General features: G+C 66.0%; 22 protein-coding genes. 13 read left to right on the top strand and 9 right to left on the bottom strand.

The window, feature by feature from the left end; translation table 11 throughout:
* Nucleotides 1–51: 51 nt before the first annotated feature.
* Nucleotides 52–1,239, top strand: coding sequence for a glutamine-hydrolyzing carbamoyl-phosphate synthase small subunit (carA, locus tag VIR62_RS10895; RefSeq protein WP_431871208.1), 1,188 nt, complete (start codon nucleotides 52–54; stop codon nucleotides 1,237–1,239).
* A gap of 50 nt (nucleotides 1,240–1,289) precedes the next feature.
* Here carA and VIR62_RS10900 read toward each other — a convergent pair whose 3' ends face one another.
* A complete protein-coding gene (locus VIR62_RS10900; protein ID WP_431871209.1) occupies nucleotides 1,290–1,499 on the bottom strand; it encodes a hypothetical protein in 210 nt (69 codons plus the stop codon).
* A gap of 66 nt (nucleotides 1,500–1,565) precedes the next feature.
* Between VIR62_RS10900 and carB the strand changes: the two genes are divergently transcribed.
* From carB to VIR62_RS10915, 3 genes are all read left to right on the top strand, one after another.
* Complete coding sequence (carB, locus tag VIR62_RS10905; protein WP_431871211.1) at nucleotides 1,566–4,913, top strand: carbamoyl-phosphate synthase large subunit; 3,348 nt, start codon at nucleotides 1,566–1,568, stop codon at nucleotides 4,911–4,913.
* Between the two features lie 78 nt (nucleotides 4,914–4,991).
* Nucleotides 4,992–5,471 (top strand): transcription elongation factor GreA, encoded by a 480-nt coding sequence (gene greA, locus VIR62_RS10910; protein WP_431871213.1) that lies wholly within the window; start codon nucleotides 4,992–4,994, stop codon nucleotides 5,469–5,471.
* Between the two features lie 2 nt (nucleotides 5,472–5,473).
* Entirely contained in the window at nucleotides 5,474–6,115 is a 642-nt protein-coding gene (locus tag VIR62_RS10915) for a rhomboid family intramembrane serine protease (protein WP_431871215.1), read from the top strand.
* Nucleotides 6,116–6,148: 33 nt separating this feature from the next.
* On the opposite strand, the gene VIR62_RS10920 is transcribed toward VIR62_RS10915, so the two are convergent.
* From VIR62_RS10920 to VIR62_RS10945, 6 genes are all read right to left on the bottom strand, one after another.
* On the bottom strand, nucleotides 6,149–6,376 hold the full coding sequence (locus tag VIR62_RS10920; protein ID WP_431871217.1) for a DUF4170 domain-containing protein: 228 nt from the start codon (nucleotides 6,374–6,376) through the stop codon (nucleotides 6,149–6,151).
* Nucleotides 6,377–6,434: 58 nt separating this feature from the next.
* Entirely contained in the window at nucleotides 6,435–7,016 is a 582-nt protein-coding gene (locus VIR62_RS10925; protein ID WP_431871219.1) for an MlaC/ttg2D family ABC transporter substrate-binding protein, read from the bottom strand.
* Between the two features lie 110 nt (nucleotides 7,017–7,126).
* Nucleotides 7,127–7,636, bottom strand: a complete 510-nt coding sequence (locus VIR62_RS10930; protein WP_431871221.1) for a hypothetical protein — start codon at nucleotides 7,634–7,636, stop codon at nucleotides 7,127–7,129.
* A complete protein-coding gene (locus VIR62_RS10935) occupies nucleotides 7,633–8,031 on the bottom strand; it encodes a DUF3618 domain-containing protein (RefSeq protein ID WP_431871222.1) in 399 nt (132 codons plus the stop codon). Before VIR62_RS10935 ends, VIR62_RS10930 begins: the two co-directional genes overlap by 4 nt.
* Nucleotides 8,028–8,411 carry a phage holin family protein gene (locus VIR62_RS10940; protein ID WP_431871224.1) on the bottom strand — a complete coding sequence of 128 codons (384 nt, stop codon included), beginning with the start codon at nucleotides 8,409–8,411 and terminating at the stop codon, nucleotides 8,028–8,030. Before VIR62_RS10940 ends, VIR62_RS10935 begins: the two co-directional genes overlap by 4 nt.
* A 2-nt stretch (nucleotides 8,412–8,413) precedes the next feature.
* Complete coding sequence (locus tag VIR62_RS10945) at nucleotides 8,414–9,010, bottom strand: hypothetical protein (protein WP_431871226.1); 597 nt, start codon at nucleotides 9,008–9,010, stop codon at nucleotides 8,414–8,416.
* Between the two features lie 163 nt (nucleotides 9,011–9,173).
* Here VIR62_RS10945 and eno point away from each other — a divergent pair, with 163 nt between their 5' ends.
* From eno to VIR62_RS10975, 6 genes are all read left to right on the top strand, one after another.
* Nucleotides 9,174–10,460, top strand: coding sequence for a phosphopyruvate hydratase (eno, locus tag VIR62_RS10950; protein ID WP_431871228.1), 1,287 nt, complete (start codon nucleotides 9,174–9,176; stop codon nucleotides 10,458–10,460).
* 32 nt (nucleotides 10,461–10,492) lie between these two features.
* On the top strand, nucleotides 10,493–10,810 hold the full coding sequence (locus VIR62_RS10955) for an FtsB family cell division protein (protein WP_431871230.1): 318 nt from the start codon (nucleotides 10,493–10,495) through the stop codon (nucleotides 10,808–10,810).
* 115 nt (nucleotides 10,811–10,925) lie between these two features.
* Nucleotides 10,926–11,999, top strand: coding sequence for a pyruvate dehydrogenase (acetyl-transferring) E1 component subunit alpha (gene pdhA / locus VIR62_RS10960; RefSeq protein WP_431871232.1), 1,074 nt, complete (start codon nucleotides 10,926–10,928; stop codon nucleotides 11,997–11,999).
* Nucleotides 11,999–13,414: a pyruvate dehydrogenase complex E1 component subunit beta gene (locus VIR62_RS10965; protein WP_431871234.1), complete on the top strand. Its 1,416-nt coding sequence runs from the start codon at nucleotides 11,999–12,001 to the stop codon at nucleotides 13,412–13,414. The genes pdhA and VIR62_RS10965 overlap by 1 nt, the downstream gene beginning before the upstream one ends.
* A 4-nt stretch (nucleotides 13,415–13,418) precedes the next feature.
* Nucleotides 13,419–14,063, top strand: a complete 645-nt coding sequence (locus VIR62_RS10970; protein ID WP_431871236.1) for a squalene/phytoene synthase family protein — start codon at nucleotides 13,419–13,421, stop codon at nucleotides 14,061–14,063.
* A gap of 74 nt (nucleotides 14,064–14,137) precedes the next feature.
* Complete coding sequence (locus VIR62_RS10975; RefSeq protein WP_431871289.1) at nucleotides 14,138–14,536, top strand: histidine kinase; 399 nt, start codon at nucleotides 14,138–14,140, stop codon at nucleotides 14,534–14,536.
* Here VIR62_RS10975 and trmFO read toward each other — a convergent pair.
* Complete coding sequence (gene trmFO, locus VIR62_RS10980) at nucleotides 14,508–15,896, bottom strand: methylenetetrahydrofolate--tRNA-(uracil(54)-C(5))-methyltransferase (FADH(2)-oxidizing) TrmFO (protein WP_431871238.1); 1,389 nt, start codon at nucleotides 15,894–15,896, stop codon at nucleotides 14,508–14,510. The two genes, VIR62_RS10975 and trmFO, sit on opposite strands and share 29 nt — an antisense overlap.
* Nucleotides 15,897–16,007: 111 nt before the next feature.
* A complete protein-coding gene (gene gyrA, locus VIR62_RS10985) occupies nucleotides 16,008–18,734 on the bottom strand; it encodes a DNA gyrase subunit A (protein ID WP_431871239.1) in 2,727 nt (908 codons plus the stop codon).
* Between the two features lie 330 nt (nucleotides 18,735–19,064).
* Here gyrA and VIR62_RS10990 point away from each other — a divergent pair, with 330 nt between their 5' ends.
* The 3 genes from VIR62_RS10990 to VIR62_RS11000 all read left to right on the top strand — a co-directional run bounded on the left by VIR62_RS10990 (nucleotide 19,065) and on the right by VIR62_RS11000 (nucleotide 23,391).
* A complete protein-coding gene (locus VIR62_RS10990; protein ID WP_431871241.1) occupies nucleotides 19,065–20,288 on the top strand; it encodes a hypothetical protein in 1,224 nt (407 codons plus the stop codon).
* 38 nt (nucleotides 20,289–20,326) lie between these two features.
* Entirely contained in the window at nucleotides 20,327–21,559 is a 1,233-nt protein-coding gene (locus VIR62_RS10995) for a tetratricopeptide repeat protein (RefSeq protein ID WP_431871243.1), read from the top strand.
* 182 nt (nucleotides 21,560–21,741) lie between these two features.
* The gene (locus tag VIR62_RS11000; RefSeq protein ID WP_431871244.1) at nucleotides 21,742–23,391 is read left to right on the top strand and encodes a histidine kinase dimerization/phospho-acceptor domain-containing protein; all 1,650 of its coding nucleotides are present in this window, start codon (nucleotides 21,742–21,744) and stop codon (nucleotides 23,389–23,391) included.
* Nucleotides 23,392–23,432: the final 41 nt, after the last annotated feature.

Raw genomic sequence — 23,432 nt, forward strand, 5'->3', positions numbered from 1 at the left:
GGACAAGTCTTAGCGACATCGTCAAAACCGACCCCAGGAGTGCCCGACCAGATGGCCGACACCAGACACACGCCCGCGCCCCTAGGAGCGACGGGCGTATTGGTCCTGGCCGACGGCAGCGTGATCTGGGGACATGGCTTCGGCGCCGAGGGCGAGGCGGTGGGCGAGGTCTGCTTCAACACCGCCATGACCGGCTATCAGGAGGTGATGACCGATCCCTCCTACGCGGCGCAGATCGTCACCTTCACTTTTCCCCATATCGGCAATGTCGGCGCCAATTATGAGGATCTGGAGGCGGACAACCCGTTCGCATTGGGCTGCGTGGTGCGGCAGGATGTGACGGCGCCGAGCAATTTCCGGGCGGTGCAGGGTTTCGATCAGTGGATGAAGGCGAACGGACGGATCGGGCTTTCGGGCGTCGATACGCGAGCGCTGACGCGGAAGATACGGGTGGGCGGGGCGCCCAATGGGGTGATCGCGCATAACGCGAAGGGCGAGTTCGATGTCGAGGCGCTGCTGCGCAAGGCGCGGAAATGGCCGGGGCTGGAGGGGATGGACCTCGCCAAGGAGGTTTCGTGCCGGCAGATGTTTCGGTGGTCGCAAGGGTTGTGGCGACTGGGGCAGGGGTATGAGGGATCCCCCTCCCGCCTGCGGGAGGGGCTGGGGGAGGGGCCCCATGTCGTCGCGATCGACTATGGCTCCAAGCGCAACATCTTCCGCAATCTGGCCGATGCCGGGGCGCGGGTGACGGTGCTGCCGGCCACCGCGACCTTCGACGAGGTGATGGCGCACGAGCCGGACGGCTTCTTCCTCTCCAACGGCCCCGGCGACCCGGCCGCGACCGGCGAATATGCAGTGCCGGTGATCCAGAAGCTGCTGGAGACGGGCAAGCCGCTCTTCGGCATCTGCCTCGGCCACCAGCTGCTGGGGCTGGCGGTGGGGGCGAGGACCACCAAGATGTTCCAGGGCCACCGCGGCGCCAACCATCCGGTGAAGCGGCTGTCGGACGGGCGGGTGGAAATCACCAGCATGAACCACGGCTTCGCGGTGGAGACCGAAAGCCTGCCGGAAAATGCGCGGGCGACGCATGTGTCGCTGTTCGACGGGAGCCTGGCGGGGCTGGAACTGACGGATCGGCCGGCGTTTTCGGTGCAATACCACCCCGAGGCGAGCCCGGGGCCGCAGGATAGCACCTATTTGTTCGAGAAGTTTGTCGACCAGTTGGAGAAAGCCAGTTGATGCGCGCTCCTTTCTTAGCGGCGTCTGCTATCGTGCTTTGCCCTGCCTGCTCAAATGACGATCAAGCGATAAAGGCATACGAATTGACCGCTTTCGAGGCGGTTGGTGTGCAGCCAGATAGTCCTCAGCCGATTGTTCCCAATGCTCGCGAAGCGCTGCCGAGAGTCCTGACGCAATGCGGGATAACCGACCATAAGCTTGTTGATGCGAGCGATAGCGCGGTCGTTTTGCGTTTCGATCTCGACGAGAGTGATACGCACGTCGGGGACTGCGTCCGCAGGTCAATGCCAGCCGGTGCAACTTTAGAAGAAGCGGTTTTCCCCTAAATGCCCAAACGCAACGACATTTCCTCCATCCTCATTATCGGCGCGGGCCCGATCGTTATCGGGCAGGCGGCGGAGTTCGATTATTCGGGGACGCAGGCGGCCAAGGCGCTGAAAGCGGAGGGGTATCGGATCATTCTGGTCAACTCCAACCCGGCGACGATCATGACCGATCCGGAGTTGGCCGACGCGACTTATGTCGAGCCGATCACGCCCGAGTTCGTCGCCAGGATCATCGAAAAGGAGCGGCCGGACGCGGTGCTGCCGACCATGGGGGGGCAGACGGCGCTCAACACGGCGCTGGCTTTGTTCAAGGACGGCACGCTGGAGAAATATGGCGTCAGGATGATCGGCGCCGACGCCGACGCTATCGAGATGGCCGAGGATCGGCTGAAGTTCCGCGAGGCGATGGACCGGATCGGGCTGGAAAGCCCGCGCTCGGCGATCGCGCACAGCCTCGATGACGCCATGGCAGCGTTGGAGGATACCGGCCTGCCGGCGATTATCCGGCCCAGCTTCACGCTCGGCGGGACGGGGGGCGGTATCGCCTATAACCGCGAGGATTTCGTCGAGATCGTGCGCGGCGGGCTCGAAGCCTCGCCGACCACCGAAGTGCTGATCGAGGAATCGGTGCTGGGGTGGAAGGAATATGAGATGGAGGTGGTCCGCGACCGCGCGGACAATTGCATCATCATCTGCTCGATCGAGAATGTCGACCCGATGGGCATCCACACCGGCGATTCGATCACCGTCGCGCCGGCGCTGACCCTGACCGACAAGGAATATCAGATCATGCGCAACGCGAGTATCGCGGTGCTGCGTGAAATCGGCGTGGAAACAGGGGGTTCCAACGTCCAGTTCGCGGTGAATCCGAAGGATGGGCGGCTGGTCGTCATCGAGATGAACCCGCGCGTTTCGCGATCCTCGGCGCTGGCCTCGAAGGCGACGGGCTTTCCGATCGCCAAGGTCGCGGCGAAGTTGGCGGTGGGCTACACGCTCGACGAGATCGACAACGACATCACCGGCGCGACGCCGGCGAGCTTCGAGCCGACGATCGATTATGTCGTGACCAAGATCCCGCGCTTCGCCTTCGAGAAGTTCAAGGGATCGGAGGCGTTGCTCTCGACGGCGATGAAGTCGGTCGGCGAGGTGATGGCGATCGGGCGCAACTTCCACGAGAGTCTGCAGAAGGCGCTGCGGGGCTTGGAGACTGGGCTGATCGGGTTGGATGGCGTCAAGGCGCTCTACGGGGCGCCCAAGGTCGAGATCGAGGCCGCGCTCGCCCGGCCGACGCCGGACCGGCTGCTGGTCGCGGCCCAGGCGCTGCGCGAGGGCTTCACCGTCGCCGAGATCCACGCCATCGCCAAATACGATCCCTGGTTCCTGGAGCGGATCAAGGAGATCGTCAAGGCGGAGGAGGGGATTTGCCGCGACGGCATTCCCAACGACGCGGCCGAGCTCAGGCGCCTCAAGGCGATGGGCTTTTCCGACAAGAGGCTGGCCGAGCTGGCGGTCAAGTCCGCGAACATCCCGCACGGCGTCGGCAAGGTGCTGGCGCGGGGCCATGGGCTTATTCATGACGCGGTGAAGGCGATGGCGGGCGCGACCACCGAGGACGAGGTGCGGCGGCTGCGCCACAAGCTGGGGGTCAGGCCCGTGTTCAAGCGGATCGACACCTGCGCCGCGGAGTTCGAAGCGAAGACGCCCTACATGTATTCGACCTACGAGGCGCCGAGCTTCGGCGAGCCCGAGGATGAGAGCCAGCCGAGCGACCGGCGCAAGATCGTGATCCTGGGCGGCGGGCCGAACCGGATCGGGCAGGGGATCGAATTCGATTATTGCTGCTGCCACGCCGCCTATGCGCTGGGGTCCGACGAGGGCGGGGCGGGCTATGAGACGATCATGATCAACTGCAATCCGGAGACGGTCTCGACCGACTACGACACGTCGGACCGGCTCTATTTCGAGCCGCTGACGGTCGAGGATGTGCTCGAGATATTGCATGTCGAGCAGTCGCGGGGCGAGCTGGTCGGCGTCATCGTCCAGTTCGGCGGGCAGACGCCGCTGAAGCTGGCCGCCGCGCTGGAGAAGGCGGGCATTCCGATCCTCGGCACGTCGCCCGACGCCATTGACCTCGCCGAGGACCGGGAGCGGTTCGCCATGCTGGTCGACAAGCTGGGGCTCCGGCAGCCGCGCAACGGCATCGCCCGCAGCCGGGACGAAGCGCTCGCGGTGGCGGAGCGCATCGGCTACCCGGTGCTGACGCGGCCCTCCTATGTGCTGGGCGGCCGCGCCATGGAGGTGGTCGACGGGCCGGCCCAGCTCGACGATTATATCCACACTGCGGTCCAGGTCTCGGGCGACAGCCCGGTCCTGATCGACCAGTATCTGCGCGACGCGATCGAGGTCGACGTCGACGCCATCTCCGACGGCAAGGACGTCTGCATTGCCGGCGTCATGCAGCATATCGAGGAAGCCGGCGTCCATTCGGGCGACAGCGCCTGCTCGCTGCCGCCCTACAGCCTGGAGCCGAACATCGTCGCCGAGATCGAACGGCAGGCGAGGGCGCTGGCCCTGGCGCTGGGCGTGGTCGGCCTGATGAACGTCCAGTTCGCGGTCAAGGACGGCCTGGTCTATCTGATCGAGGTCAATCCGCGCGCCAGCCGCACCGTGCCCTTCGTCGCCAAGACGATCGGGGCGCCCATCGCCAAGATCGCGGCGCGGGTGATGGCGGGCGAGCCGCTGATGAACTTCCTGCCCATAAGGCGCGATGTCCCGCACATTGCCGTCAAGGAAGCGGTTTTTCCGTTCGCCCGCTTCCCGGGAGTCGATCCCGTTCTATCGCCTGAAATGAAGTCCACCGGCGAAGTCATGGGGATCGCTAATGATTTCGCATCCGCGTTCCTCAAGTCGCAGATCGGCGGAGGCGTGATCCTGCCGAGCGGGGGAACGCTGTTCGTGTCGGTCAAGGACAGCGACAAATCGGCCATCGTGCCGGCCGTGCGCGCCATTATCGACCTCGGCTTCAAGGTGATCGCCACCGTCGGCACGGCCGACTATCTGGCAGGGCAGGGTCTGGACGTCGCCCAGGTCAACAAGGTGGCGCAGGGGCGGCCGCACATCGTCGACAGGATCAAGGACGGCGAGGTCGACCTCATCTTCAACACCACCGAAGGCTGGCAGAGCCACAAGGACTCGGCGTCCATCCGCGCGTCGGCGCTGATGGCCAAGGTGCCCTATTTCACCACCGCCGCGTCCAGCGCCGCCGTGGTGCGGGCGATCGCCGCCCAGCGCGACCACCACCTTGAAGTCCGCTCGCTCCAAGACTATTATTCTGTTTCCAGAGCTTGATCCTGACAAATTGCGTTAAAGTCAGGCGGTCTTTTCAAGAGAAAGACGGCTGAAACAGGTTTTACGAAAGGCATTGAAATGGCGACGGTGGACAAGATGCCGATGCTGGCCGAGGGCTATGAGAGGCTTCACACCGAGGTCAGGCACCTGAAATCCGTCGAGCGGCTCGCGATCATCGACGCCATCGAGGAAGCGCGCGCGCACGGCGACTTGTCGGAGAATGCCGAATACCATGCCGCCAAGGAGCGGCAGGGCCACGTCGAGGCGCAGATCGCCGACATCGAGGATCGCCTCAGCCGCGCCATGGTGATCGACCCGGCGACGCTCTCGGGCGACAAGGTCGTGTTCGGTGCCACCGTCCATCTCGTCGACGAGAACGACAAGCCGGTGAAATACCAGATTGTCGGCCAGACCGAGGCCGACGCCAAGATCGGCCGGATCAGCTATTCATCGCCGCTGGGGCGCGCCCTGATCGGCCGCCAGGTCGGCGACGAGGTCGAGGTCACGACTCCCTCGGGCGACAAATATTACGAGATCGAGAAGATCGAGTTCATCTGAGGGTGAGACCGCCGGAAAACTGGCGGCGCGCGCGTGTCACGCTGGCGATAGCGGGCGCGACCGCCTTCGCCTGGTTGGCCGCGGGCCTGATCGGGTATAGCAATTTCGCGGCGCTGTGGGGCGGCTTCATTCCGGTACGGATGATGGGTGTCGTCGGTGACGAGGGACTCGCGCCGGCTTTCCTGACGCCCCTGACGGCGACTTTGGTCCATGCCGGGATCATCCATCTCGGCTTCAACCTCCTCATCCTCCTCTTCTGCGGCCGGTCCGTCGAAACGATCATCGGGGGTAAACAGCTCGCCATCCTCTACATCGTCGGCGCTTATGCCGCCGCGGCCGCTCAGTATGCGGTCGACCCCATCGACCAGACGCCGATGGTGGGGGCCAGCGGGGCGATCTCGGCGGTGCTGGGCGCCTATTCGATGATGTTCGGGCGCAATCGCGTGAAGGTCGCCAATCCGACCCTCGCGCTCTGGCTCAACGCCCTCTGGCTGGCCGGGGCCTGGATAGGCCTTCAACTCGTGGTCGGCTTCACGTTCGAAACAGCCGGCGCCCGCATCGCCATCGCCGCCCATATCGGCGGCTTCCTCGCCGGGCTGCTTCTGGCGAAGCCGTTGCTTCTGCTTCGATATCGGGGGGCCTAATTTACTCCCGATCGCTTCGCGACAGGGAGTAAATTAGGCCTTCTTCTGATCGAGTTCCGGTTCCATCAGGCGGTGGAGGTGGACGACGACATATTTCATCTCGGCATCATCCACCGTTCGCTGGGCATTGGCGCGCCAGGCGTCGAGCGCGCTCGCATAATCGGGGAAAAGGCCGACCATGTGAACCGATGGAAGGTCGACGAATTCCAGGCCCCGCGGATCCTTGACGCGGCCGCCGAAGACGAGATGAAGCTTGCTCATGGATACCTCGAACGTGGGAGTTGGGCTCGCCTAACACGCTCGTTGCTCGAGGCAAGGGTCAGCCGCGCTTCTCCATGAAGTTCACGAGGGCATCGAAGCCGTTGCGCTGGATATAGCTGCTGAAATCGGCCTCTTGAGCCACGGCGATGTTGACTCCGCTGACGGTCAAATTCGTGACCTTGTAACCGCCGCCAACTTTCGCGAGCGACCAGATCGCCGTCGCCGGACGCGCGCCGGGCCGCGTGACCTGGGTGAGAACGGCGGCGTTGTTCCCCTGATCCTGCACGCGCACGATTTTGATGTCGGCATCGGCATATTGGTAGAGGCGGTCGGCATAGGTGCCGACGATGAAGCTCGGGAAGGCGGCCTTGTAGGCCTTGTACTGGGCGTCGCTGATCTTGGGGCGCCACCGGCGGATCAGCCGGTCGCCGATCGCGTCCACCGCGAAATGCTGGGCCAGCAACGACCGGAACCGGCCGCGCGCGGAGGCCTTCTCTCCCTGAAGCGCGGCGAAGCCGGTCGTCGCCAGGCTGTGCACGAATTTGCCCGGATCCTGATTATTGACCTCAGCAGCGGCGGGAACGACGGCGATGGCCGCGACCGCTAAGGCAACGCCGGCGGCGCGAGTAATGGGACGCATAAGACAAGCCCTCGGAAATTGGTCGATTTCGTAGATGACGCGCGGACACCCTCGCAAGTTACGGAAATCGCCTTGGAATTCCGAAGCAACGAGGATGCCCTGGCTTGCCTTTACCGGGCCGGCGTCCGCTTCAGGGTTTGCGCCGCCGCGCTCGCGGATGTCCGCGCGGCTTCGCCGGCGCTGCTGGCGAACTCGTCCAGCCTCTGCTTGGCCGTGTCCTTGTTGAAACCCATTTCATCTAGCTTGCTGGTGCCGGCGTCGCGCGCCGCGAGAGCCGCTTCCCGGGCCCGGTCGTTGAGGCGCCGGCCATAATCGCCGAACATTTCGTCCTCACGCCGTGTCTTGGGCAGGATCGCCGCGACGAGCGCGCCCAGAGCGAGGCCGCCGATCAGAGCGGCCGCGGGGTTGGCGTCGATGCCGTCGGCAGTGCGCTGGCGGGCGTATGAGGCGTTCTCGCGTGCGCTGCCATAAGCGGCGCCGGTGCGCTCCCGCGCGCTGTTGTAGGCGTCGCTCGCCCGCTCGCGGGCGGCGCTCGTCTTTTCGCGCACCTTGTCCCTAGCGGCGGACACGCGGCCGCTCCTGCCGGTTTCGGTATCGCGATCCATATCCGTCGTCGTCATACTTTCACTCCTTCCTTCTTCGACCGTCCGATCGTGGGGGCGGTGAGATCATAACCCTTGTCGTGATGGTCGAGATCGGCCTCGATGGTGCCGGCATCGACATCGTCCTCGTTCTCGCCGAGGAATCCCGAAGCCAACCGCCACAAAGGCTCGCGCGCCAGAAAGATGACCAGGGCGGCGAGGACGCCCGAGGTCGCGACGGGGCGATCCTTAACCGTCCGCAGCGCCCCGTTGGCCATCTCGCCGCTCTTTTCGCGCACGCCCTCCCAGGCGCTGCTTACGAGATTGCCGGGCTTCAGCCTGTACTGGAGGGCGCCGGTGGTGGAGGCGAGTTGCCGCCGCGCCTGTTCCACCTCTCGCTTCGCCTGTTCGATTCGGGCTGTCGGATGCGTCATGGGTTGCGCTCCCCGGTGAGCAGCGCGGCCTTCTCTTCGGCATCGCCGGACAGCGCGGCCATCTTGCCGATGCCGTAACGGACGAGCAGGTAGCCGACGGCTCCAGTCATCGCGAGCACGACAAGCCCCGCTGCCACGGGGCCGATCAGGTTGGCGAGACCCATTAGCAGGCCGACCAGCGCGGCGATCAACCCCGCGAAGGCGAGAAATCCACCCGCGGCGAGGGCGATCGCCCCCGTCCTCGCCTTGCCGATCCGATAGAGCGCAATCTGCTTGTAGAGATTGGCCTCCGCGCTGGCGACGTTGCGTCCCTCATCGACGAGCTGCTGAACCAGATCGCCGATCGAGTTGTCGTCCGGATTCTCGATTCGCCCGTGCAAAGTTAGCGGCCCGTGCCGGGCTTGGTGTTCGTGGGCGAGTGGTCAATTTCGGGTGGCGTTCCGGGTTGGTCGCCTTGGCCCTCGGCCAGGCCGGCCTTGACCAGCCGCACCAGCGCGAAGCCGATAGCCGCCGCCGTGCCGATAGCGATTACCGGGCTTTTGCGAACGATCGCCCGGGCGTCGTCGAGCAACTCGTCCACGTCTTTGGTGCGCAGCGTATCGGCGAAGCCGGAAACGGAGTCCGCGGCGCGGCGGGCATAGTCGCCATATTCGGCGCCGAGCCTTTCATCGATCGTCCGAGCGGATTCGCTGACGGCCTCGGAGAACTCACCCAGCACGTCGGCGGCGCGGACCTTGCCGTCCACGGCATATTCGCGGGCCTTGCCGGCGGCCTGATCCCGAAGCGATGCGGCGTTTTCCTTGATTTGCGTCACGGCCTTCCCCCTTCTGCTTGTGCCGGCGGTCCCGCCCGTGTCGTCGGCCTGTCCGCTGCCCACGAAGCCGCCGCCGGGACCGGTGCTCGCGCTCGTGCCCCTTTCCATCGCGCCGTTGATGATGTGATCGGTTCCTTCGGGGAGTTCTCGGTTGCGCGGGGGCATTGGTGTTCCTCCAGACTGTAGGGATTGGACCCGTTCCTCGATGGTCAAAAACTCGCGCGGACCGCCTTCCGTTCCGCCCTCAAGATGGAAAGTTGCTTCTCAAGGACCGCGCCGATAGAGCGCGGCCTGCCAGCCACCATAGCCCGAAAAAGAGGCCATATAAATGACCGCCATTCTCGACGTGCATGCTCGCCAGATTCTCGACAGCCGCGGCAATCCCACGGTGGAGGTGGATGTCTACCTGGAGAATGGCGGCATGGGACGGGCGGCGGTCCCGTCCGGCGCCTCGACCGGCGCCCATGAAGCGGTCGAAAAACGCGACGGGGACAAGGCGCGCTGGCTCGGAAAGGGTGTTTCCCAGGCGGTCGAAGCCGTGCGTGGCGAGATATCCGATGCCCTCGTCGGCATGGATGCCGAGGATCAGTCGGAGATCGACGCGCTGCTAATCGAGCTCGACGGGACCGAGAACAAGTCGCGCCTCGGCGCCAACGCGATCCTGGGCGTCAGCCTGGCGGCGGCGAAGGCGGCGGCCGACGCGCGCGGCCTGCCGCTCTACCGCTATGTCGGCGGCGTCGCGGCCGATCTGCTGCCGGTGCCGATGATGAACATCATCAATGGCGGCGAGCATGCCGACAACCCGATCGACTTCCAGGAATTCATGGTCATGCCGGTGGGCGCGGACAGCATCGCCGAAGCGGTGCGCTGCGGCTCCGAAATCTTCCACACCTTGAAGAAGGGACTTTCGGAAGCGGGACTGTCGACCGCGGTCGGCGACGAAGGCGGCTTCGCGCCGGCGCTCGCTTCGACGACCGATGCGCTCGACTTCATCATGAAGTCGGTCGAGCGCGCTGGCTACAAGCCCGGCGATGACGTCGTGCTGGCCCTCGACTGCGCCTCGACAGAGTTCTTCAAGGATGGCGCCTATCGCATGGAAGGGGAGGGCACGACGCTCTCGCCCCGGGAGATGGCCGACTATCTCGCCGACCTCACCCGCCGCTATCCGATCCTGTCGATCGAGGACGGCATGGCGGAGGACGATTTCGACGGGTGGAAGGCGCTGACCGACCTTATCGGCGACAAGGTCCAGCTCGTCGGCGACGACCTGTTCGTCACCAACCCGAAGCGGCTCGCCATGGGCATCGAGAAGGACCTCGCCAATTCGCTGCTGGTGAAGGTCAACCAGATCGGCACGCTCACCGAGACGCTGGACGCCGTCAACATGGCACACCGGGCGGGCTATACCGCCGTCATGTCGCATCGCTCCGGCGAGACCGAGGACACGACCATCGCCGACCTCGCCGTCGCCACCAACTGCGGCCAGATCAAGACCGGCAGCCTCGCCCGTTCGGACCGGCTCGCCAAGTACAATCAGCTCATCCGGATCGAGGAGGAGCTGGGGTCCACCGCAAAATATGCAGGACGGAGCATCTTCGCCTCGAAAACAGCTTGATTCCGGGGCATTTTACTGATTCTGTCAGCCCCGTGAGCACCGGTACTCGACACACGATTGAACTGATCAAGCGGGCGGCGCTGCCGGCGCTCGCCGTGCTCATCATCGCCAACTTCCTCGGCTATGCCGTGGTCGGCTCCAACGGCGTCCTCGCCTGGGGCGACTATCGGCGCCTGAAGGAGGAGAAGAGCCTGGTCCTCGCCGAGCTCCAGGAAGAGCGGGCCAGGCTGGCGCACCGGGCGGACCTGCTCGACCCGAGCAGCGCCGATCCCGACCTCGCCGACGAGATGGTGCGGCGCCAACTGGGCGTCATTCGCCCGGACGAAGTGATCATCCAAATCCCTGAGTAATTCTTCCCGGTCGCGAAGCGATGGGAGGGCAGTGGTGGCCCCATGTTGCACCCCTCAACGTTTGCGGCCATAGAGCCGCCATCGCATCCCATGAGCTTGAGGAAGGGGCCGAAGAGTGGCCAAGGCAGCATCGTCGAAGCGCGCCAGCACAAAGAAGGACGCTACGGCCGCACCGCCGCCCACGCCCAACCGCCCGCGTCCGCCCGAGCCGAAGCGGCACAAGGCCGACAAGGCCGAGATGCTGGAATATTATCGCCAGATGCTGCTCATCCGCCGCTTCGAGGAGCGCGCCGGGCAGCTTTACGGGCTCGGCCTCATCGGCGGCTTCTGCCATCTCTACATCGGCCAGGAAGCGGTGGCGATCGGCCTCCAGACGGCGCTCGATCCGGACAAGGACAGCGTCATCACCGGCTATCGCGACCACGGCCACATGCTCGCCTACGGCATCGATCCCAAGATCATCATGGCCGAGCTGACCGGGCGCGAGGCCGGTATCTCCAAGGGCAAGGGCGGCTCGATGCACATGTTCAGCGTCGAGCATAAATTCTACGGCGGCCACGGCATCGTCGGCGCGCAGGTGCCGCTGGGGACCGGGCTCGCCTTCAAGCATAAATATGACGGCGACGGCGGCGTCTGCCTTGCCTATTTCGGCGATGGCGCGGCCAACCAGGGCCAGGTCTACGAAGCGTTCAACATGGCATCCTTGTGGAAGCTGCCGATCATCTTCGTGATCGAGAACAACCAATATGCGATGGGGACCAGCGTCAACCGCTCCAGCGCCGAGGACCAGCTCTACAAGCGCGGCGAGAGCTTCCGCATTCCGGGGCTGCAGATCGACGGCATGGACGTGCTCGCGGTGCGCGGCGCCGCGACGACGGCCCTTGAATGGGTGCGGGGCGGCAATGGACCGATCCTGCTCGAGCTCAAGACCTATCGCTATCGCGGCCACTCCATGTCCGACCCGGCCAAATATCGCTCGCGCGACGAAGTCCAGGCGGTGCGCGACAAGTCCGATCCGATCGAGGCGATCAAACGCGAGCTGGAGAAGGCGGGCGTGTCCGAGGATGAGCTGAAGGAGATCGACAAGGATATCCGCCAGATCGTCGTCGAGGCCGCCGACTTCGCCGAACAATCGCCGGAGCCCGATCCTTCCGAACTTTATACTGACGTTTTGGTCGAGAGCTACTGATGCCCATAGAGCTTAAGATGCCGGCCCTCTCTCCCACGATGGAGGAGGGGACCCTCGCCAAATGGCTGGTGAAGGAAGGGGACAGCGTATCCTCCGGCGATATCCTCGCCGAGATCGAGACGGACAAGGCGACGATGGAGTTCGAAGCCGTCGACGAAGGGACGATCGCCAAGATCCTCGTTCCCGAAGGGACCGACGAGGTGAAGGTCGGCACCGTGATCGCAGTCATGACGGGCGAGGGTGAGGACGCCTCGGCGACAAGCGCGGCGCCGAAGGAGGAAGCCAAGGCCCCGGCGGCGGAGCCTAAGGAACAGGCTGACGTCCCGGCGCCCGAATCCGCCGAGCCGCACCAGATGGAGACGGGCGCGCGTGATCTGGTCGCGTCGGTCGAGAAGACCGAGGTGAAGGACCCAGACGTGCCCGAAGGCACCGAGATGGTCCGGATGACCGTCCGCGAGGCGCTGCGCGACGCGATGGCCGAGGAGATGCGCAAGGACGACCGCGTCTTCGTGATGGGCGAGGAAGTGGCCGAATATCAGGGCGCCTACAAGGTCACACAGGGCCTGCTCGACGAGTTCGGCGACAAGCGCGTGATCGATACGCCGATCACCGAATATGGCTTTGCCGGCGTCGGCACCGGCGCGGCGATGGGTGGGCTTCGGCCGATCGTCGAGTTCATGACCTTCAATTTCGCCATGCAGGCGATCGACCACATCATCAATTCGGCGGCTAAGACCAACTACATGTCCGGCGGCCAGATGCGCTGCCCGATCGTGTTCCGCGGACCCAACGGCGCGGCGGCGCGCGTGGGGGCACAGCATAGCCAGAATTACGGGCCCTGGTATGCGAGCGTGCCGGGACTCGTTGTCATCGCGCCTTATTCGGCGGCGGACGGGAAGGGTTTGTTGAAAGCTGCCATCCGGTCTGAAGACCCGGTCGTGTTCCTCGAGAATGAATTGCTTTATGGCCAGAGCTTCGACGTGCCGAAGCTGGACGACTATGTCCTTCCCATCGGCAAGGCGCGGATCGCCCGCGAGGGCAAGGACGTGACTTTGGTCAGCTATTCGATCGGCGTCGGCGTGGCGCTCGACGCCGCCGGCAAGCTGGCCGAAGAGGGCGTCGAGGCCGAAGTGATCGATCTTCGCACCCTGCGCCCGCTCGACCGGGAGACGGTGCTGAAGAGCCTCGCCAAGACCAACCGCCTCGTCTGTGTCGAGGAAGGCTGGCCGACTTGCTCCATCTCCTCGGAGATCGCCGCTATCGCGATGGAGGAGGGGTTCGACGATCTCGACGCGCCGGTGCTGCGCGTCACCAACGTCGACGTGCCGCTCCCCTATGCCGCCAATCTCGAGAAGATGGCGCTCATAAAGGTGGACGATGTCGTCGAGGCGGCGAAGAAGGTCTGTTACCGCTGACGGCATGACGCCGCTCGATCCGGACCGCACGCTGGCCCTGTCCTATGTTCCGGCGAAGCACCGGCCCGCCGTGGAGGCCCTATGGCGGCTCGATGCGGCGCTCGGGGCAGTTCTGGCGGGCGGGCGGGAACCGCTGATTGGCCAGATCAAGCTTGTCTGGTGGCGCGACGCCTTGGAGAAGCTCGACCGGGAGAGGGCGCCTGCCGAGCCGGTTCTGCGGGCGGTGGCGGAGCATGTGGTGCCGATCGTGCCCGGCGCGGCGCTGGCCGAGTTTGAGCAGGCCTGGACCGTCCTGTTGAACCAGGAGCCGCTTTCTTCGTCCGACTTTGACGATTATGCGGCGCGCGGGCGCTTGCTGTTCCGGTTTTCCGCGACCCTGCTCGGTGACGTCTCGACGGCGGAGGTCGAGGATGCCGGAGAGGCGTGGGCTTTGGTCGATCTCGCCCGTCATAGCGGCGAGCCGGACAAAATGGCCGTCTTCAACGCCGCGCGGGAGCGTGCGCGCCCGCGCAATCGCTGGCCCGTCCCTTTGCGCCCGCTCGGTATGCTGCATGCGCTGGCGCGCCGCGATATCGAGTACGGCCTCGGAACCCAGGGCTCGCCGGGGCGGATGCTCCGGATGCTGAGGCACCGGTTCACGGGACGGTGATTCTGGACTAACCTCACCCGATCACAGGGGGAGGGGACCCATGCTGCGCTTTCTCGCGGGGGGCCGTGTCGGCGATGCTTTTCATGGCGGCGGGCTTCGTTATCTGGGCGAGCGATTCGGATGCCGACGATCCGATCCCGCCCGCTCCCGCGGCGGCTCCCCTGCTGATGGCACCGCAGAAGCCGCCGACGCCGCCCGCCGCGCCCGAGAAATCGCGCGAGGAGAAGCGCTTCGCCCGCTATGACGACAATGAGGACGGCATCATCACCCGCGCGGAGATGATGGGGAGCCGGCGGGGCTCATGGGAGCGGCTCGACGCCAATGGCGACAATCGCCTGGATTTCGAGGAGTGGGCGATCACGACGTCCGAGAAGTTCGCCAAGGCGGATGCGGACAGGTCCTGCACCCTCAACGCTGCCGAGTTCCTGACGACGCGACGGAAGTCTAAGCCCAAGCCGAAGTGCGAGTGCTAGCTGTCCTCCCGACGCTTTTAGCGCAGGGAGGATGATCGGCGATCCACTCCTTCAGGGCCTCTCTAGCGCGGCCGGTGTAGGCGGCCTTGCGTTCCTTCTTCTTCACTTTGCCTTCTATGGGCGGGAAGAGGCCGAAATTGACGTTCATCGGCTGATAGCTGTCGGCCTCGGCGCCGCCGGTGATGTGGCCGAGAAGCGCGCCTAGCGCGGTCGCCGGCGGGGGAAGGGTGATCGCGTCTCCGCTGATCTCGGCGGCGGCGAAGCGGCCCGCGAGGAGACCCATGGCCGAGGATTCGACATAGCCTTCGCAGCCGGTGATCTGGCCGGCGAAGCGGATATGCGGCGCCTTTCGCAGACGTAGCTGCCCGTCGAGGAGCTGGGGCGAGTTGATGAAGGTGTTGCGATGGAGGCCGCCGAGGCGGGCGAACTCGGCATTCTCGAGGCCCGGAATGGTCCGGAACAGGCGGACCTGCTCGGCATATTTCAATTTGGTCTGGAAGCCGACCATGTTCCAGAGCGTGCCGAGCGCATTGTCCTGGCGGAGCTGGACGACGGCATAAGGCCAGCGGCCGGTCTTCGGATCGTCGAGGCCGACCGGTTTCATCGGGCCGTAGCGGAGCGTGTCGACGCCGCGTTCCGCCATCACCTCGATCGGCATGCAGCCCTCGAAATAGGGCGTGTCCTTCTCCCACTCGCGGAATTCGGTTTTCTCGCCGTCGAGCAGCCCCTGATGAAAGGCGAGATACTGCTCCTTCGTCATCGGGCAGTTGATGTAGTCCTTGCCGTCGCCTTCCGGGCCGACCTTGTCCCAGCGCGAGGCCATCCAGCAGATGTCCATATCGATGCTGTCGCGGTGGACGATGGGGGCGATGGCATCGAAGAAGGCGAGGGAGTCGCTTCCCGTCTCGGCGCCGATGGACTCGGCCAGCTTCGCCGCCGTCAGCGGGCCGGTGGCGACGATGGCGAGGCCGGAGGCGGGGAGGGCGTCGACCCGCTCGCGCACGACCTCGATATTGGGATGGTTGCGGATGGTTTCGGTGACCTGGGCGGAGAAACGGTCCCGATCCACCGCCAGTGCCGACCCCGCCGGCACCTTGTGCGCGTCGGCGGCGGCCATGATGAGGGAGCCCAGCGCCCGCATCTCGGCGTGAAGCAGGCCGACCGCATTGTTCTCGGCATCGTCGGAGCGGAAGCTGTTCGAGCAGACCAGTTCGGCAAGCCCGTCCGTCTGATGCGCCGGCGTCATCTCCCCCGACCCGCGCATTTCCGACAGCCGCACCTTCACGCCCGCCTCGGCGAGCTGCCAAGCCGCTTCAGAGCCCGCGAGGCCGCCGCCTATGATGTGAACCTGATGAGTCATGATCCCGGACCCGATACTCGTTCGTCCCGAGCGAAGTCGAGGGGCGTGTGTGATGACTCCGTGCCAGCGCCCCTCGACTTCGCTCGGGACGAACGGATTCTTAGGGCTCCATTAGTTCTCGTCTCCGCCTTCGACGGCCGCGTCGCTGGCGCCGGGGGTCTGGTCTTCGGCGTCGACGACGGCTTCGGCTTCGTCCTCGCCTTCCTCGATGCGGGCGGCGGAGACGACGTGTTCGCCTTCGGCGACGTTGAAGAGGCGGACGCCGGCGCTGTTGCGGCCGATGACGCGGGTGCCGCCTACCGCCATGCGGATGAGCTTGGCCTGGTCGGTGACCAGCATGAGCTGCTCGCCGTCATGGGCGGGGAAGCTGGCGACGACCGGGCCGTTGCGGGCGATGTTGTCGATGTTGGTGATGCCCTGGCCGCCGCGGTTGGTGCGGCGGTATTCGAAGGCGCTGCTGCGCTTGCCGTAGCCGTTGGCGCAGACGGTGAGAATGAATTCCTCGGCGTCGGCGAATTGCAGCATCCGCTCGGGGCTGAGGGTGGGCTCGTTCTCATTCTCCTTCCACGGTGCGGCGCGGAGATAGGCGTCGCGTTCTTCTGTCGTGGCGTCGAAGCCCTTGAGAATGGAGAGCGAGATGACCTCGTCCTTGTCCTTGAGGGTGATGCCGCGAACGCCCGTGGAGGTGCGGCTCTGGAATTCGCGTACCGCCGTCGATTCGAAGCGGATCGCCTTGCCGTTGCGGGTCGCGAGGAGGGCGTCGTCTTCCCCGGTGAGGAGAGCGACCCCGATGAGGCGATCCGTCGCCTCATTGTCGAAGCGCATCGCCAGCTTGCCGTTCGAAGGCACGTTGGCGAACGCGTCCATGGAGTTGCGGCGGACGCTTCCCTCGGCCGTCGCGAAGATGACGTGGAGGTTCTTCCACTCCGCCTCGTCCTCCGGCAGCGGCAGGACGGTGGAGATGGTCTCGCCCTCGGCCAGGGGCAGAAGGTTGACCATCGGGCGGCCGCGGGCCTGGGGGGCGCCTTCGGGGAGGCGCCAGACCTTGAGGCGGTAGACCTTGCCGGCCGTCGAGAAGAACAGGACCGGTGTGTGGGTGGAGGTGACGAACAGGTTCGTGACCGCATCCTCTTCCTTCGTCCCCATGCCGGCGCGGCCCTTGCCGCCGCGGCGCTGGGCGCGAAAGGTGGCGAGCGGGGTGCGCTTGATGTAGCCGCTCATGGTCACGGTCACGACCATGTCCTCGCGCTCGATCAGATCCTCGTCCTCGATGCCGTCGGCGGCGGCGACGATCTCGGCGACGCGGGGCGTGGCATAGGCGGCCTCGATCTCGTCGAACTCCTCCCGCATCACGGCGTAGAGCTTGGCGCGGTCGCCGAGGATTTCGAGCAAATCGCCGATCGAGGTGGCGAGCTCACGCAACTCGCCGGCGATCTCGTCGCGGCCGAGCGCGGTCAGGCGGTGGAGGCGCAGCTCCAGGATGGCGCGCACCTGGATGTCGCTCAGCTGATAGGTCGTGCCGTCCACCTCGGGCTCGACCGCCTCGACCAGCGCGATATAGGGCGCGATCTCCGCGATCGGCCATTCGCGGGCAATCAACGAGGCGCGCGCTTCGGCGGGGGAGGCCGAGGCGCGGATGATCCGCACCACCTCGTCGAGATTGGTGACCGCGATGACCAGGCCGAGCAATATGTGGGCGCGGTCGCGGGCCTTGGCGAGCTCGAACTTGGCACGGCGGGTGATGACCTCCTCGCGGAACTTGACGAAGGCCTCGATGATGTCGCGGAGGTTCAATGTCTCGGGACGGCCGCCGCGGATGGCAAGCATGTTGGCGGGGAAGCTCGACTGCGCGGGCGTGTGGCGCCAGAGTTGATTCAGCACCACCTCCGGCGTCGCGTCGCGCTTCAGCTCGATGACGACGCGGACGCCCTCGCGGCTCGATTCGTCGCGAATGTCAGAGACGCCCTCGATGCGCTTATCCTTAGCGGCCTCGGCGATCTTCTCGACCAGTCCGTTCTTGCCGACCTGGAAGGGGATGGCGGTCAGCACGATCGAGCGGCGGTCGCCACGGCCTTCCTCTACCACATGGCGCGAACGCATCATGATCGAACCGCGGCCGGTATGGTAGGCGCTGCGGGCGCCGGCCTGGCCGAGAATCAGCGGCCCGGTCGGGAAATCGGGGGCCGGGACGATCTCGATGAGCTCGTCGATGGTGATGCCGGGATTGTCCATATAGGCTTTGCAGGCGGCCAGTACTTCGCCGAGATTGTGCGGCGGAATGTTGGTCGCCATGCCGACCGCGATACCGCCGGCGCCGTTGACCAGGATGTTCGGGAAGCGGGCGGGGAGGACCTGCGGCTCGCTTTCCGAGGCGTCGTAATTGGGCTGGAAGTCGACGGTGTCCTTGTCGATGTCGTCGAGCAGGGCGTTGGCGACGCGGGCGAGGCGCGCCTCGGTGTAGCGCATCGCCGCCGGCGGATCGGGATCCATCGATCCGAAATTGCCCTGGCCGTCGATCAGCGGCACGCGCATCGACCAGTCCTGGGTCATGCGGGCCAGAGCGTCGTAGATCGAGGAATCGCCGTGCGGGTGGTATTTACCCATCACCTCACCGACGAGGCGGGCCGACTTGCGATAGGGCCGTCCGGCGACGAAGCCGGCCTCCTGCGCGGCGTAGAGGATGCGGCGGTGGACGGGCTTGAGGCCGTCGCGCACGTCGGGAAGGGCGCGCGCGACGATCACCGACATCGCATAGTCGAGGTAACTGGTCTTCATCTCCTCGACGATGGAGACGGGGGAAATGTCGCTGTTTTCGATGGTCGGCGGTGCGCTGGCCACTATGGGTTCCTGATGTTGTGACGAATGAAGCGCTTCACGCGCGGGAAAGAATGGGCCCTTTCTAGACCATGGCCCAAGGGAACGCCACCCCGCGCGCGTACACGCGCACGCGCGAGGCGGGCAGGCTCGAATGCCGGCGGCGTTAGTCGGGCGCGGTCCGCCGGTCAAACGGAGGATTCGGCGAATTCCCGTTCCATCGCCGAGGGTTGCGGTTCAAGCGCCGTTCACCGCAACTCGGCTAGAAAGGAGGGGTAATTGGCGATAGAAGCACGCGTTTCCCCGCGAAACCCGCTTCAGGCGAAAAGTGCGCAAACAGGAGGTTTCCACCCGATGATTTCCGTTTCCAGGGCCGCGCTCGGCCTGGCGCTTGCATTGGGTGGGGGCCTGATCGCGGCCGCGTCGCCGGGGCTGGCCCAGGAGCAAAGGGCCATTACCCTGAACGAGCAGGAGCGGACCGCGCTCCAGGCTCTGAAGACCGCGCTCGAAACCAAGAATTACGCGGCGGCGACCAGCGCGCTCACGACGGCCCAGCAGGTCGCCCGCTCGGGCTACAGCCGCTATCTCGCGTCCGCGCTCCAGCTTCGCCTGGGTCTCGAGACGAAAAGTTACGGCCTTCAGAAGACGGCGATCGACGCGATGGTCGGCAGCGGTTCGGCGCCCGCCGGGGCCCTTCCGCAGCTTTACAAGAGCCAGGGCGCGCTGGCGATGAGCGCGGGCAAATATGAGGATGCAGAAGAGGCCTTTACCCGCTGGACCCAAGTGGCCCCCAACGATCCGGAAGCCTTCCTCGCGCTCGCCAAGGCCAAGGAGGTCCGCAAGAAGGTACCGGAAGCGGTCGCCATGATCTCCCATGCGATCAAGATTCAGTCGGCGGGCAATCGTCCAGTGCCCGAATCCTGGTATCTGCGGGGGTTGAAGCATGCCTTCGACGCGAAGATGGTGCCGCAGAGCCTCGACTTTAGCCGGGCGCTGGTCGCGGCCTATCCGACCGTCCAGAACTGGCGCGACGCGCTGCTCGTGCGAAGCGATCTCGGGCAGCTCGATCCGGCCGCCACGCTCGACCTTCTAAGGCTGCTTCGCGGGAGCAAGGCCCTGGCCGGCGAGCGCGATTATTACGCCTTCGCCGAGGCTTTGATCGCCGCCGATTTCGGCGCGGAGGCCAAGGCCGTGCTCGACGAGGGTATCGCCGCCAAGATGGTCGATGCCTCCGAAGGGAAGACCAAGGAGCTGCTCACCTCGGCCAAGAAGGCGACGACCGCGTCTTCCGCGCTGGCGGGCCTCGAAATCAAGGCGACGTCGGCAGCGACCGGCGCGGCCGCGATGACGGCCGCCGACGCCTATTTCGGCCATGGCGACTATGCCAAGGCGGCGGCGATGTACCGTGCGGCCCTCCAGAAAGGGTCGATCGATCCGAACGTCGCCAATACGCGCCTGGGCATGGCCCTCGGGCTTGCCGGGCAAAAGGCGGAGGCGGAAACTGCGCTCCGCACTGTCACCGGCCCCCGCGCCGATCTCGCATCCCTCTGGCTGCTCTGGCTCGCCCAGCGCGGCTAATATCGCTAGAAGACCCCATCCTGCAGGAGACGATACTCATGAAATTCACTTCGATCTTCGCGATCGGCATCGCGCTCGCCCTCGGCGGCGTGTCCGTCGCCGCGCCCGCTTATGCCGCTCAGGAAGAGGGCCAGGCAGAACGCAAGTATGCATTCAGCGATGCGGCTCGCCCCGCTCTCGCGGAACTGCAGAAGGCTATGCAGGGAACCGATGCCGCGGCATTCCAGGCCGCGCTCGCCAAGGCCCAGGCCGCCGCGCAGACCAGCGACGACCGCTACGTCATCGCGCAGTTCCAGCTCAACCAGGCGATCAAGACCAGTGACGAGGCGGGCAAGCTCGCCGCGATCGAGGCGATGATCGCGAGCGGCGGCGCCACCGCGGCCGAGCTTCCGACGCTCTATTCCAACCTCGGCGCGATCACCTTCAACGCCGGCGACTATGCGAAGGCCGCCGCGGCCTTCAAGAAGCTGATCGAGCTGCAGCCCGATAATGCGGATGCGAAGTCCAACCTTGCCGCCGCGCTGGCGCAGCAGGGCAACCCGGCGGAAGCCGCGGCTCTTGTGCAGCAGCGTATTGCCGCGGCGGAAGCGGCCGGTCAGGCCGTTCCGGAGGGGCTTTACAAGCAGGCGCTCGCGCTGGCCTATGAAGCGCGCTCCCCGCAGAGCCTGGAGCTCAGCCGCGAGCTCGTCGAAGCTTATCCGACCGCCGAGAACTGGCGCGACGCGCTGATGATCTTCCGCGATCTCCGCAATCCGACCGGCGATGCGAATCTCGATCTGATGCGCCTGATGCGGGCGACGAAATCGCTGAACGGCGAGCGCGATTATTATGAGCTGGCCGAGGCGGCCAACTCGAAGGGCCTGCCGGGCGAGGCCAAGGCGGTGCTCGAAGCGGGTATTGCCGCCAAGGCGGTGAACGCCACCAAGCCGGCTTTCAAGGAACTCCTCGCCTCCGCCTCGAGCAAGGTCGAGCAGGACCGGGCGTCGCTGTCCGGGCTCGAGGCGAAGGCGAAGGCCGCGTCCGACGGCAAGCTCGCGCTCAACACCGGCGATGCCTATTATGGCTATGGCGAATATGCGAAGGCGGCTGCCTTGTATCGCGTTGCCCTCGAGAAGGGCTCGGTGGACGCCAATGTCGCCAACACGCGCCTCGGCATGGCCCTCGCCCTGGCCGGCCAGAAGGCGGAGGCCGAGGCGGCGCTGAAGGCGGTGACCGGCCCGCGCGCCGACATCGCCGGCTACTGGCTGACCTGGCTCAACCAGAGCGCCTGATCGACGCGTCAGACTGTACGGAAGGGGCGTCGGCTTGTGCCGGCGCCCCTTCTGTTTGCGCGACGCGGCGTCCCATATTGCAACGCGCTCCAATTCCGGCTTCCGCGCCCTTCGGCAGGAGGGTAGCGTCGGCAAATGCGAGACTCCGGAAGAACGGCGTTTCGCGAGTTGGGGAACTGGGCGTGCGCTTCGACGACAGATTCGCGACGGTGATGGCGCTGCCTGCGGACAACCCCTCCGCCCGGGCGGCGAAATGGCGCCAGCTCGTCGATCTCCTCGCCCAGCGGGGCGACGGCGACGAAAGCACCCAGCTTGACGAAGCCTATGCCTGGCTCGAGGCGCGCCGCATCGAAATCGATCCGGCGACGCGCCGTGAAGCCGCCCGGGCGCTCGCCGGCCGCGCGATCGCGCCGGACCTCTTCGCCTTCTTCGCCCGGGATCATGCTTCGGTCGTGGCGCCGCTCGCGGCCGGCGCTCGCCTGGAGCGCGAGGACTGGATCCGGCTCCTGCCGTCCCTGACGCCCACCGCGCGCGCCCTGCTGCGCCATCGCCGCGACCTCGATCCCAAGGTCGCCTTGGCCCTCAACAGCTTCGGCCCCAGCGATTTCGTCATTTCCGGCGCCGTCGCGGCGGGAATCGGGGCAGGGGGGCCGCCCGCTCACCCGGCGGCGGAGGCCGGGGAAGCGCAGATTCGCGACCTCGTCGCCCGCATCGAGGCTTTTCGCCAGCAGCGCGCGACCCGACCTTCCGATCCCTTTCCGGATCGGGCCCAGGCCGACGCGATCGAGGCGTTTCGCTGGGAGGCGGGCGCCGATGGCGTGGTCGTCTGGGTCGGCGACGCGCCGCGCGGGCCGCTGGTCGGCCAGACGATCGCGAGCATCGCCGAGCAGGGCCATTTCGGTGTCGACGGCCAAGCCGCCGGCGCCTTCGAGAAACGGTCGCCGTTCCGCGACGCCCGGTTCAAGGTAGCCGGGTCCGGCCCCGCAGCGGGCGACTGGCGCATCTCCGGCGTGCCCTTTTTCGATCCGGCGACCGGGAGCTTCCTGGGCTATCGGGGCAGCGCCCGCCGGCCGCGCGTCGACGAGATAGCCCGGGCCCAGTCCGCGCCGGACACCGTCTTCGGCCCCAATCTCCCAGCGGATTCGCTCCGCCAGCTCGTGCACGAGCTGAGGACGCCCCTCAACGCGATCGTCGGCTTCGCCGAGATGATCGACGGTCAGTATATGGGGCCGGCGGGCGCTAACTACCGCTCGCGCGCGGCCGAGATCATGGATCAGGCAAGCCGTCTGCTCTCCGCCGTCGACGATCTCGACACCGCCGCCCGCATCGAAACGAGCCGCTTGTCCCTGGACGAGAGCACGACCGACGTCGTCGCGCTGCTCTGCCGCCTGCACGATGCCTATGAGCGTGTGGCGAGCCAGCGCCATTCCCGCATCGCCATCGAGATCGCCAGCGGCCTCCCTCCCGCCCGGGTCGAGCTGGGCGCCGCCGAGCGCATGTTCGCGCGCATGCTCGCCGCCACGATCGGCCTTGCCAAGGACGGCGAAACCATTTCCGCCACCCTCGGCATGGATCCCGTCGGCGCATCCCGGATGCTATGCCTGTCGATCGACCGCCCGAGCGCCATCGAGGGGCCCGACGAGGCGGCTTTGCTCGATCCCGGCTACAGCCCCGACGGCGACTGGCCCGGCGCACCCGCGCTCGGCCTCGGTTTCGCGCTGCGCCTGGTCCGTAACCTGGCCGAGGCGGTCGGCGGCGCGCTCCACGTCGGCATGGATCGGTTCTCTCTCTACCTCCCGCCGGCCGAGGCCGGCGAACGCTCGACCGGCTAGACCGCTTTGGCGGGCGCCTGGTGCGGAGTTTCGCGCGGCTT

This window comes from Allosphingosinicella sp., from assembly GCF_036570505.1.
Lineage (GTDB): Bacteria > Pseudomonadota > Alphaproteobacteria > Sphingomonadales > Sphingomonadaceae > Allosphingosinicella.